The organism is Halomonas sp. KM007, from assembly GCF_050709225.1.
GTDB classification, from domain to species: domain Bacteria; phylum Pseudomonadota; class Gammaproteobacteria; order Pseudomonadales; family Halomonadaceae; genus Vreelandella; species Vreelandella hamiltonii.
In genome coordinates this window covers 2,885,443-2,897,590 of sequence record NZ_CP136131.1, presented here as the reverse complement: position 1 = coordinate 2,897,590, position 12,148 = coordinate 2,885,443, and the positions used below count along the sequence as shown (strand labels likewise).

The window sequence follows — 12,148 nt, the reverse complement described above, 5'->3', positions numbered from 1 at the left end:
GGGTCAACACATGCGAGGAGCGCGCATCCTACCACCCCACTGGTGAGCTGACCAGCTTTTTTACTTTAACCGATATCATCCTGAAACTTGCACTTCTTCACTATTGGTCTAACCTGAGAGGTGCCTCACGTTGTTCACGAACTTCAAGGAGTGATGCCTATGAACTGGGATCAGATCGAAGGCAAATGGACCGAAGTAAAAGGCAAGGCGCGTTCCAGCTGGGGCGAATTGACCGACGATGAGTTGACGCAAATCGGCGGCAAGAAAGACCAGCTCGTGGGCAAGCTTCAGCAGAAATACGGGCTGGCCCGTGAAGAAGCCGAGCGCCGTGCAGACGAGTGGGCCAACGGCCTCTGATCGTTTCGGCATTGGCGCTGTACAGGCAGGCCAATGCGTATCCATTTTCCAATAGATGCCTATTTGGCTGATTCAATAGCAACATGGAGAGAAGCTATGCGTAAATCACTACTGACAACGGCTATCGGCACGGTACTTCTGGGCAGCATGGCAATGGGCGCCCACGCACAGACCGAGCCACAGGGTATGTATTCAGCCGAAGACATTCTGGATGCTGATGTCTACTTCGCGGGCGGTTCCGGCGAAGAGATCGGTGAGGTGGAAAACATTCTCTTCGATGAGGAGATGCGCATTACTGCACTGGTCATAGAGAGCGGCTCTGTACTGGGGCTGGGCGGACGTGAAATCGTTGTCGGCACCGACCACTTCACGCTGGAAACCCACACCGAAGCGGATGGCGATACCGAGCACCGGATCATGCTCCAAGCCACGTCTGAAGAAGTGGAAGCCTTTCCTACTTACAACCACGACTGGTGGGAACAAACCAAGGCAGGCGCACGCGATGCCTGGGAAACCACGCGTGATGGCGCGCAAAGTGCCTGGCAGTCCGCCCGTGACGCCGTCAGCTCCGACTGATACGTTTGCTGTTTAGCGACACACAGGTACGCAATGGCCACCCAACCGGGTGGCCATTTTCATGGATGGCCGCATTGATTCAGCGACGGCGCACTCCTTGCCCCGGTAGACGTTCACGGTCATGCGGGCGCTGAAAGTCCAACGCTGGCCCGGCGGGGACGATACGGGTCGGGTTGATGGTGTCGTGACTGTAATAGTAGTGGCGCTTGATGTGGTCCAGGTTGACGGTGTCGGCAATGCCCGGCCACTGATAGAGCTCACGCACGTAGTTGGACAGGTTGGGATAATCCTCGATGCGTTTGAAATTGCACTTGAAGTGGCCATAGTAGACCGCGTCGAAACGCACCAGCGTGGTAAACAGACGAATATCGGCTTCGGTCAGCCATTCTCCCGCCAGGTAACGCTGCTCTCCCAGGCGCTTCTCCATGCGCTCCAGCGCGTCGAACAGCGCAGTGACATGCTTCTCGTACACCTTCTGCTCAGTGGCAAAGCCCGACTTGTAAACCCCGTTGTTGATGTGGTCGTACACATCGGCGTTGACCTCATCGATGACATCACGCAGGTCGGAGGGATAGAAATCCAGCGTATTGCCGGTCAGCTCGTCAAAGGCATGGTTGAAGATGCGCAGGAGTTCAGCCGACTCATTGTTGACGATGGCATTACGCTGCTTGTCCCACAGCACCGGCACCGTCACGCGCCCCGTGTACTGCGGGTCGGTCATGGTATAGAGCTGGTGGTGAAACTCGACGTGGTTGATCGGGTCGCCGCTGGAACCCTCGCCCTGGTGATAGGTCCAGCCCTTGTCCAGCATGAGCGGGCTGACATGGGAGACGCCGATCAAGGGCTCCAGGCCTTTCAGTTGACGCATGATCAACACGCGGTGCGCCCAGGGGCATGCCAGGGAGATATAAAGGTGGTAACGATCTGCCTCGGCAGGATAGCGTTGGACCTCGCCCTCCAACACGCTTCCGCTGTCGGCAGGCTCCCCTACCCAATCACGCAGCTGTGCCGACTCACGGACAAACTCCCCACCGTGCTTTTTGGTGTCGTACCACTGATCGACCCACTCGCCGTTGACCAATAACCCCATGGTGCTTCTCCCGTTGCGAACGTGTGAAATAGCCTGTTTACAGGATACGCTCGCCGAGAGAGGGCTCAAGCGGATGTTTTACCGACTTTCATTCGAGGGAATCGAATGTTGGCTGCACGTCTCCTTGACGGACTGCCGCAACGCAGCGGCCATGGCATGAGCCGCAGGGCCAGCCCGGTCACGGTCACGAAATATAAGCTGTACCGGTACTTCCCGCACGCCTCCTGCGCTCAGCGGCAGCGGCTTCAGCGCTCCACTGGCCAGCTCGTCGAGGATACGGGTTTCAGGTATCCAGGCGAACCCCAGACCACGCTTGAGCATGTCCAATGAGGTGCCCACATGGCTGACCGTCCAGCGCTGCTCAGCCTTTAGCCAGCCTGCATTGGTCGATTGGCGCAACGCCGAGTCACGCACCACCAGTTGGCGATGCTGGGCCAGGTCACGCAGATCCAACGCGCGCCCTAATTGATGCAGCGGGTGGCGTGGATGAGCGACCGCCACAAAGTGCACATTGACCAGCGGCTCACCAAGAAACCCCTGGGCCTCAATGGCCGTGACCACCAGGTCGGCACGCCCGTCATAAAGCATTTCGGTGCCGCCATTAAGCACACTCTCATGCAGCTGTACGCGCACCTGGGGATAGGTTTCCGAAAAGCGCTCCAGCGCCCTGGCCTGAGCCGCCGCAGGAAAGATTTGATCGATAGCGACGACGATTTCAGCCTCCAGGCCCGCTGCCAAGCGCGAGGCCACGTCCTCCAGCGACGCCGCACTCTCGATCAGCTGACGCGCACGGCGCAGCAACAGCTCACCGGCTTCCGTCAGTCGTACCTGACGCCCCACGGGCTCCAGTACCTGGATACCCAACTGTTCTTCCAATTTATGTACCGCATGGTTGAGCGTAGAGGGGCTTTTATGGATCGCCTCTGCCGCCCTTGCAAAGCCACCGTGGTCGACCACGGCGGCGAGCATCTGCCACTGTGCAAGTGTTACCCGAGACATTTCGATTTCCTCGACGCTAAACAGCGAAACAAACCGCTTCACCTTCGAAAAAACAACACATAGGATGCCAGTAAAACGTCGAGAGTACGTGGCCTGACAGCAAATTTTGCACCAAGGGCTAATACGCGGGCTCACAGGGACATCGTCGCGTTTCAAAAAACAGACACACAGAAACAAAAAAACACATTTTAAATATTAGCAATTACCCGCGAAAAGCCACGTTTGCGAGGTCGGAGGGCGTTTTGGGCGATACGCTTTTCTGGCCCGTGAAAAACGTCCGTTTCAAGCGCTCATTTTGGTCGGTAAGTGCTTAAAATGCCGTTTTAATTAGACACAACTTACGCACATCTTTAATAACCATTCATTTGCGTCTATGGTTAAGAAGATGATCGCGCCATGCGGCGGTCATCGAAGGCAGTTTACGCCGTTACTTTTGTTAGCGAACGGCGTTCGAGAGCGGTTCTCATTGTCGAATATTTGCATATTTCGACGGAAGTATGTTTTGTGTATGGATATACAGTCTATTCACCCCTGCCTCCTTGGGGTATGGTTCCCGAGTTTGCTCACTTTCTTGTTACGTTTACTTCACAAATTCGGCGGTCCATTTACCCATGTTGCGAATCCTCCATTCGCTGCCCCGCACGCATAAATTGTTACTATTACCAGTGGCCACCATGGTCACTGTGCTGGGCGCACAAAAGCTGGTGACGACGTATAACGACCTGAATCAACCTCACACACCGCTGGAGAGCGTACTTGTTCCTCTCCCCAGCGACTCTGCTCCTGGTGTCCCCTCGCTGCGGCAAGAGCGAACGCCTGTTGCAGAAGCGATCGATCGCGCCTCCCGCGCCCTCGACGCCACCCGTGACCATATTCCCCTCAGCGAATTGACAGCAGCCGAGATCGTCGACCTCGACGTGATCACCAGTGCCGAAGCCTCCATGGCCAGCGTGCCTCCCCTGGCCGTTGCGCTCGATGACGGCGCGCTGCACATGGCCGTGATCGTGGGCACTCTTGCAAGCGGCATGCTCAATACCGACCCGACCGTCGACATTGCTGATGCTACTTCCTACGAAGATTACGATATCGAGCTGTTCGACGATATTTCCTTTCTCGAGCGCGAGCTGGCCGCTGAAGAGCCCTTCGTGCCCGAATGGCAGACGCACATCGTCGAGTCTGGTGAAACCTTTGCCGTGGTTGCTCAGAACGAACTGGGGCTAGGCTACAGCGAAGTACTGGCGCTGCTGGAGGACATGCCCGACCAGCGCCTGCTGACCAACTGGCGCGCCGGCAACAGCTTCGATTACCAGTTGGATGAAGAAGGCCGACTGCTGTCGCTGCGCATGATGCGCAACACCCGCGATGGCATTTTGCTGGAACGAGACAGCGAACACTTTGCCATCACCACCATCGAACGCCAGGGCGAGCCGGTACAGCGGCTTTACGCAGGCAGCGTGAGCGGCAGCTTTGCACGCTCTGCCCAGGCTACCGGCCTGAGCAGCAGCTCGGTCACCGAGCTGACCCGCCTGTTGGAGAAGAAACTCGATTTCCGTCGCGACAGCCGCCGGGGGGATCAGTTTCAGGTGTTGGTCGAGTCTGACATGATCGATGGTGAAACGCTGGACTCACGGGTTCTGGCGGTCAAATACGATGGCGAGCGCATGGATCTGACCGTGGTGCGCAACCCTTCTGACGACAACTTCTACACCCCGGAAGGCAACAGCTTGGACCCGGCCTTTGCCCGTCGCCCGTTCGAAGGCAACTACCGCCTGAGCTCTAATTTCAACCCGCGCCGCCTTCACCCGGTGACAGGGCGGGTCAGCCCGCATAACGGCACCGACTTTGCCATGCCGATCGGCACGCCGATCATCGCGCCGGCCAATGGACGTGTGGAGCGCGTGGGCAATCACCACGCGGCAGGACGCTATATCGTGATTCGCCATGATAACGGCTACCGCACGCGCTACCTGCACCTTTCGCAGCCGATGGTGAGCCAGGGCCAGCGTGTCGACATGGGTGAGCGCATTGCCCTTTCCGGCAATACGGGCCGCAGTACCGGCCCTCACCTGCATTATGAGGTCATCGTCAACAATTCGCCGGTCAACGCCATGACCGTCGAGCTGCCTGAAAACACCAGCCTGAGTGGCGATACCCTGATCGCCTTCCAGCGCCAGGCAGAACCGGTATTGGCAGCACTGGAGAGTGGCGAGACGGGCACCATCAGCGTGGCTAGCAACCGGAGCAGTGACGACGATAGCGACACCGTTCAATAACTCATCGTGATACGCCGTTCGACAGGCCGCCCCAAGGGGCGGCCTGTCGCTTATGTAGCATACGTGGAAGAGGGGATCAGGCGTCGCGTGCGGATAGTGCCGATAGCAGTGCCGGGTCTCGGCGGTAGATATCATCTCGAAACTCTACCTCCCCCTGGGGGTTGGGCCAGGCGGTGAGGTAATGCAGCGCCACGGGAATGCGCTGAGGCAGGTTGACGTTCTGATCGCTGCGCCCACTGTTCATCAGCGCATTGAGCTGATGACGACTGCCGCTGTCCTGTAGCAGCATCTGGGCGAACTCCGCCACGCCTTCCACCCTGACGCAGCCAGAACTCAACGCCCGCTGATCCCGCTGAAACAAGCCGCGTGCCGGAGTGTCGTGCAGATAAATCATGTCGTTATTGGGAAAGCGTACCACGACCCTCCCGAGAGGGTTACGGCTACCCGCCACCTGACGCAGCATGACGCCTCCAGGGCGCTGCCAATCGATGCTCTGGGCATCCAGCGCTTCCCCTGAGGGGCTCAACACCTGAATGTTCTGCTGGGCCAGATAACCGATATCTTCACGCACCCGTGGCAATACGTCTTCCCTCATGATGGTGGGCGGTATGGTCCAGCTGGGGTTGATGGTCAGGTGGCTGATCGTGGAGTGAATGACCGGCGTTTCACGCCGCGGCGTGCCAACGACCACTCGTGCATCCCACTGCTGGCCATCAGGACGCAAGTAATGCAGCCGGTAGCCCGCAATATCGACCCACACCCGAGGCTCACGCTGCAAGGCGGGGCGTATCCAGCGCGCACGCTCCAGGTTGACCCGCAGCTGGTCGACCCGTGAAGCCACCGGCATGTTCAGCGCCAGCCGGGTGCGCTCCCCGACGATGCCATCTTCCTGCAACTGGTGGCGGCGTTGAAAATGCTTCACTGCTTGTACCAGGGTGTCATCGAACAGCTGCTGGTCGCGCGGCGCCCCCTGTACGCCAATCATTGGATAGGCGCTACTGTCGGCACCCAACAGCCCCGAGGCGCCCCACAGGGTCAGCCGTTGGCGCAGCGTGACCACATCAGCGTCGCGGTCGCCAGGCCGCAGCGAGGCTTCTCTACCGGACAGGTAAGGAACGCTGCCTTGCTCGGCCAAGTGACGGTAGGCACTCAATGCCTGGCGTAACTGAGCATACTCGGGTGAGCTGGGCCGGGCCATGGCCAGCGCCGATTCCACATCGTGACGCTCCACAGCGCTCAGCACACGAGGCAGCGCGTAACTGCGCTCTGGGCGTGAAGCGTCCCAGCCAGGTTCCACCTGACGAGGATTGACCTTGCCTGACGATAGATGCTCCAGCGCCAGCAGCAGAGCCCGAGTGGCATCGACATCGAAGCGTGCCTGGGCGGCAGCATCCCATGCGCGGCTAACCCGGAACTCTTCCAGCAGCGTCGTCGCGCGGTAATCTTCGGGGCTCAGGCCATCATCCAGCAGGCCCTTCAACCCCTCCACCAGAGCTTTCACACGGGCTTCATCCTGCCAAACCGGTTGCCCGCCATTGAGCTGATAAAACGCTGCCACCGGCAGTGACTCCCCTGCCCGCTCAACCTGCTGTGACAAGGCTTGTTGCATGCCAGGAGCAGCAGGCTCCGCAGCCACCGCCAGCAAGGGGCCAGACAGGACAAGTCCAACCAGGGCGCCTATCGCCCATTGTCTTAGTCGCAGATGATCGTTCATCGCCTCTCCTTGCGTTATGATGCAGCGCTGTACGGCGCTGATGCCCAATGATATCGGCAGTTCCCGTTACCGGCCGAATAGCCTGACACTTTACTTCAGCATAGCTGCTTGCGCCTGTTCATGGTCATTTCTAGTGGGGACTTATCGCACCTTTGGCAGGATGACACTCGATGCTCTCACCCTTGTATACTCGTTTTCGCTCCGATATCCCCCGTTTTTTGACCCTGATGACCGCCACGAGCCTGTGGCTTGGCGCCTCTCCACTCCAGGCTGCCAGCTTTTATGCCCAGGTCTCTTCCCTGCCCCCCATCGGTGTGTCGCCCCTTCATCATCAGTTACAACAACTGGCGCCTGGCGCCTCCGGTGAGGCGCTCCGTCTGGCCGCGCAGGCCATCGCTTGTGCCGACCCCTACGCCGAGCGCCTGGCGGTCATCGACTACTCGCTGCCCTCCACAAAGCCTCGCCTGTGGGTCTTCGACCTGCACCAGCACGCGTTGCTGTTCGAAGAGCTGGTGTCCCATGGCCGAGGGTCGGGTGATGCCGTGGCAGAAGTGTTTTCGAACGTCCCCGAAAGTTTTCAATCCAGCATTGGACTGTTTCGCACCATGAACAGCTATTACGGGCGCAATGGCTACTCACTGCGTCTGGAGGGTCTGGAGCCAGAGGTGAACGACCTCGCTTTTCAACGCGCCATCGTGATTCATGGGGCGGAGTATGTAAGCGAAGAGTTCATCGCCCAGACGGGGCGACTGGGGCGAAGCCATGGCTGCCCTGCCGTTCGCGAAGACATCACTTACCCGCTTATCGACAGCCTCAAGGAAGAGCAGTACGTGTTTGCCTACTACCCCGATGAAGAGTGGCTAGCGACCTCTTCCTTCCTGCGCTGTGGCCAGGATGACCATCTGCAGCTCGCGCAGATGAGATAATGGCGTGATAGTGATCACCGCCAGCACCGCCACCATACCCGTGTGCCTACCCAGGCTACCGAACGTGCTCATTTATGCCATGCTTAAGGGCACGTTATTAGCCACTTTGGGAAGGATCACATGGCATCAGCAAAAAAACTCGACCTGGCGCTTCAGGGCGGCGGAGCCCACGGCGCTTACACATGGGGCGTGCTGGACCGCCTGCTGGAAGATGACCGAATCGACATCGAGGGCATCAGCGGCACCAGCGCGGGGGCCATGAATGGCGTCGTCATGGCCGACGCGCTGACTCGCGGCGGCAAGGAGACGGCTCGGCAAGCGTTGCGGGATTTCTGGAAAGCCGTCAGCCGGGCGGGCATGGCGAGCCCCATCCGCCGCTCCCCCATGGACGTACTGACCGGCAACTGGAGCCTGGATCATTCACCGGGCTATGTCGCCATGGACCTGATGACTCGCCTGGTTTCCCCTTATCAGCTCAACCCACTGAACCTGAACCCCTTGCGAGACATCGTGGCGTCGCATATCGACTTCGACCGCGTGCGCCAGTGCGACCAGCTGAAACTCTTCGTCGCGGCGACCAACGTCCGTACCGGCAAGCAACGCGTGTTTCGTCGTGAAGAGATGAGCGTCGATGCCGTCATGGCGTCGGCATGCCTGCCGTTCATGTTTCAGGCCGTCGAAATAGACGGCGAAGCCTTTTGGGATGGCGGCTACATGGGTAACCCCGCACTGTTTCCCTTGATAGAAGAGTGCAGCGCGCGCGACATACTGCTGGTACAAATCAACCCCATCCGCCGCGATGAGCTGCCCACCACGGCCTCGGCCATCATGAACCGGCTGAACGAGATCACCTTCAACGCTGCGCTGATCAAGGAAGTCCGCATGATTGCCTTGCTCAAGCATGCACTGGAGGAGCAAGGCATCGAAAACTGCTACCAGCAGGCTCTGTTTCATCGCATCAGTGGCGACAAGGCACTGGAGAGCCTGTCGGTATCCAGTAAGCTCAATGCCGAATGGCCGTTCCTGTGCCACCTGTTCGACCAGGGCAAAGCGGCTGCAGAGCTGTGGCTCAACGAGCACTTCGAGGCGATTGGTGAGCGCTCGACGCTGGATATCGACGCCGTGTACCTGCATGGCTAGTCCTTCAAGAGCAGGCACCCTCTGATATTGCGCCAACTTGGCGCACTCGACTCGGCGCTACTGCCCCAATCGAGTGCGCCCCTGCTCACTCCCCTTGGCACCACACCCCCAGCGCCCCCATCGTTATTCATTAAATCAATGTTTTATATTTAAAAAATGGCTAGTGGCGAATTATTTGCTTGGTGATTTCCAGTGTTATAGGCGTGGACCAGGCCCAGCCGGGTACGAGTGCGTCGAACCTGACCTTCAACGATGAAGGCGTGTTCCCGTCTCTGTGCAGTGCCCTTGGCGTTGTGCGTTGACGAACTCGTTCCATGCTACCCGAGGCCACCCATGAACATCCGCCACAAAGCCAATCGTATTCGGCTGCTCGATTTCTCCACGCCACAGATGCGGGCATTCCACATGTCCTGGTTTGCCTTTCATATCTGTTTTTTTGGCTGGTTCGGCATCGCCCCGCTGATGGCTGTCGTACGTGAAGACCTGTCTCTGACGCAAACCCAAATCGGCAACACCATCATTGCTTCCGTGGCGATCACCGTGGTGGTCAGGCTACTGATCGGGGTGCTCTGCGACCGCATCGGGCCGCGCAAGACCTATACGGGACTGCTGCTGTTGGGCTCCATTCCCGTCATGGGGATCAGCCTGGCCAACAGCTTTGAAACCTTTCTGCTGGCTCGTCTGGCCATTGGTGCCATTGGCGCCTCGTTCGTCATTACCCAGTACCACACCACCATGATGTTCGCCCCCAATGTGGTGGGCACCGCCAACGCCACCAGCGCCGGATGGGGCAACCTGGGGGGCGGTACGGCGCAAATCCTGATGCCGCTCATCTTCTCCGGAATACTCATGCTGGGCGTCAACGAAGCGCTGGGGTGGCGGCTTGCCATGCTGGTGCCAGGGGTCGTGCTGTTTTTGACGGGTATCGCTTATTGGTACTTTACCCAGGATGCCCCGGATGGCAATTTCAGCGAGTTGCGTGCTCGTGGAGAGCTACCGGAAGCCAGCGGCGAGTATGGCGCAGCGCAGAGCTTCATGGCTGCCGCCAAGGATATTCGTGTCTGGGCGCTGTTTGTAGTGTACGGGCTCTGCTTCGGGGTAGAGCTGACCATCAACAACATCGCCGCCATCTATTTTTTCGATACCTTTGATCTCACTCTGGCCACGGCAGGGCTCATTGCGGGCCTGTTCGGGCTGATGAATATCTTTGCCCGCACCCTGGGCGGCGTCTTTTCCGATCTGTTCGCCAAACAGGCGGGCCTCAAGGGGCGTGTGCGCTGGCTCTTCATTGCTCTGATCTGCGAAGGCATCGCGCTGATTGCGTTTTCGCAGATGCACGTGCTCAGCATGGCGATTGGCATCATGCTGGTGTTCAGCCTGTTCGTGCAGATGGCGGAAGGTGCCACTTACGGGGTCGTCCCCTTCATCAACAAGAAGGCACTGGGGGCCGTGGCAGGCATCGTTGGCGCTGGGGGCAACATTGGTGCCGTCTCCGCCGCGTTTTTGTTTCGTAATGAAAGCCTCAGCTACCAGCAAGGGCTCTTTTATCTAGGCATTACCGTACTGCTGCTGGCTTCTTGCGTGTTGGTGGTACGCTTCAGCGATGCCACCGAGGCCGAGGAAGCCAAGGCCTACCGTGAGGCCGCCGGTGATCGTCATGAACAGGGCGCTCTCTCTTTACGCTAGCAGTTAAGCAGGCGCGTCTCTGGTCATCCAGTGAGGCGCCGTCTTTTCAGGCGGCGAGTAACAAGGAACTACTATGTCTTCTGCCCAACAGCTACTCTTGACCGCGCTGCGCTGTGATATCGACAACCTTCATCATTTGGCCACCACCGCCGATATCGTCAGCGATATCAGTCAGTTCATTCACGTTCTGCAGCGCGAACGGGGCGCTTCGACCATTTATCTGGCTTCCCAGGGGAAGCGCTTCAAGGCACGTCGCGCCACCTACCTCGAACACAGCCAAAGTGCCGAAGCGGCCATGCGCCAGCGGCTGGAAGCGCTGGGCCAGGAAGTTCGCTCACAGGCAGAGGCCAGGCTGCTTCGCCGCATAGCGGGTGTGTGGCAAGCCCTGGATGAACTTCCGGCGCTGCGCCGCGCCATCGATCAGTTCACGATTTCGCCTGATGCGGCCACGCAGGCGTTCAACCACTTGATCAGCGGACTGCTGGCCATCGTTTTCGAAGCCGCCGACACGGCCGTAGACCCCGATATTACGCGGGCACTGGTGGCCATCTTCCACCTGATGCAGGGCAAGGAGCTGGCCGGGCAAGAGCGCGCCTGCGGCGCCTTCGGGTTTACGCTGGGGCACTTCGATGACGCGCACCGTGAACTGCTTAACCAGCTGATGGCCGCGCAGCAGCGCTGTTTCGACACCTTTGCCGAATTTGCCACCGCCGAGGCGTTGGCCGCCTGGCAGCAGGCGCTTTCGCCCAGGACCTTGGCGGGCATCCGCGAGCTTCGCGATATCGCCTGCCAGCGTGCCAACGCGCCCATGGGCGTCAGCGACTCGCTGGGCGAAACCTGGTACGAACTCACCACGCTGCGGCTGGATACCATCAAGGCGGTGGAAGATACGCTCAACACGCAGCTGACCGCCCTGTGCCATCTCAAAATCGCCGAGGCCCGCAGGGCCCTGGAACACGCCACCAGCACCCCGGGCCATCCGCTGCCTGCCCCCTGCGAACAGCTGCTCATGCTGGCACCTTCGCACCCCTTGGGCGACCTGACGGCCAGCGCGCTTCACTCGCCGCTCAGCCGGTCGCTGATCGAGCTGGCGCAAGCTCAGTCCAGCCGACTGCAGGGCTTGAGCGACGAGCTGGAAAATACCCGCAAGGCCCTGCGAGAACGAAAGCTGATCGAGCGTGCCAAGGGGCTGATCATGGCCCACCAGGGCATGAGCGAAGAGGAGGCGTACCGCTTTCTACGCAAGACCTCCATGGACCAGAGCCGTAGCATGGCCGACATGGCCCAGTCGATTCTCGACCTTTCCGCGATGCTGCAGCGTAAAGATGACAAGCGCCAACGCCATTGATGGCCGTCTGGCCCCTTGCAATTTGCCAGGGGCACCCGC

Annotated in this window: 10 protein-coding genes; 7 read left to right on the top strand and 3 right to left on the bottom strand. The window is 59.3% G+C overall.

Annotated features, from left to right (window positions below; all coding sequences use genetic code 11):
• Positions 1 to 159 precede the first annotated feature (159 nt).
• Both RVM27_RS13660 and RVM27_RS13655 read left to right on the top strand, forming a co-directional pair.
• Positions 160 to 357, top strand: coding sequence for a CsbD family protein (locus RVM27_RS13660; protein ID WP_016914694.1), 198 nt, complete (start codon positions 160 to 162; stop codon positions 355 to 357).
• Positions 358 to 453: 96 nt separating this feature from the next.
• Complete coding sequence (locus RVM27_RS13655) at positions 454 to 933, top strand: PRC-barrel domain-containing protein (protein WP_016914695.1); 480 nt, start codon at positions 454 to 456, stop codon at positions 931 to 933.
• 79 nt (positions 934 to 1,012) lie between these two features.
• Here the strand turns inward: RVM27_RS13655 and RVM27_RS13650 are convergent, their stop codons facing one another.
• The gene (locus RVM27_RS13650) at positions 1,013 to 2,023 is read right to left on the bottom strand and encodes a glutathione S-transferase family protein (RefSeq protein ID WP_498956828.1); all 1,011 of its coding nucleotides are present in this window, start codon (positions 2,021 to 2,023) and stop codon (positions 1,013 to 1,015) included.
• A gap of 78 nt (positions 2,024 to 2,101) precedes the next feature.
• The gene (locus tag RVM27_RS13645; protein WP_016914697.1) at positions 2,102 to 3,022 is read right to left on the bottom strand and encodes a LysR family transcriptional regulator; all 921 of its coding nucleotides are present in this window, start codon (positions 3,020 to 3,022) and stop codon (positions 2,102 to 2,104) included.
• 611 nt (positions 3,023 to 3,633) lie between these two features.
• Between RVM27_RS13645 and RVM27_RS13640 the strand changes: the two genes are divergently transcribed.
• A complete protein-coding gene (locus tag RVM27_RS13640) occupies positions 3,634 to 5,295 on the top strand; it encodes a peptidoglycan DD-metalloendopeptidase family protein (RefSeq protein WP_498938562.1) in 1,662 nt (553 codons plus the stop codon).
• Between the two features lie 76 nt (positions 5,296 to 5,371).
• Here the strand turns inward: RVM27_RS13640 and RVM27_RS13635 are convergent, their stop codons facing one another.
• On the bottom strand, positions 5,372 to 7,009 hold the full coding sequence (locus RVM27_RS13635; protein WP_498956827.1) for a L,D-transpeptidase family protein: 1,638 nt from the start codon (positions 7,007 to 7,009) through the stop codon (positions 5,372 to 5,374).
• A gap of 170 nt (positions 7,010 to 7,179) precedes the next feature.
• On the opposite strand from RVM27_RS13635, the gene RVM27_RS13630 reads away from it, so the two are divergent.
• The 4 genes from RVM27_RS13630 (at position 7,180) to RVM27_RS13615 (ending at position 12,109) form a co-directional block, all read left to right on the top strand.
• Positions 7,180 to 7,935: a murein L,D-transpeptidase catalytic domain family protein gene (locus tag RVM27_RS13630; RefSeq protein ID WP_498956826.1), complete on the top strand. Its 756-nt coding sequence runs from the start codon at positions 7,180 to 7,182 to the stop codon at positions 7,933 to 7,935.
• A gap of 120 nt (positions 7,936 to 8,055) precedes the next feature.
• Positions 8,056 to 9,075, top strand: a complete 1,020-nt coding sequence (locus RVM27_RS13625; RefSeq protein WP_016914701.1) for a patatin-like phospholipase family protein — start codon at positions 8,056 to 8,058, stop codon at positions 9,073 to 9,075.
• 333 nt (positions 9,076 to 9,408) lie between these two features.
• The gene (locus RVM27_RS13620) at positions 9,409 to 10,761 is read left to right on the top strand and encodes an MFS transporter (protein WP_498956825.1); all 1,353 of its coding nucleotides are present in this window, start codon (positions 9,409 to 9,411) and stop codon (positions 10,759 to 10,761) included.
• A gap of 73 nt (positions 10,762 to 10,834) precedes the next feature.
• Positions 10,835 to 12,109, top strand: coding sequence for a nitrate- and nitrite sensing domain-containing protein (locus tag RVM27_RS13615; protein ID WP_498956824.1), 1,275 nt, complete (start codon positions 10,835 to 10,837; stop codon positions 12,107 to 12,109).
• Positions 12,110 to 12,148: the final 39 nt, after the last annotated feature.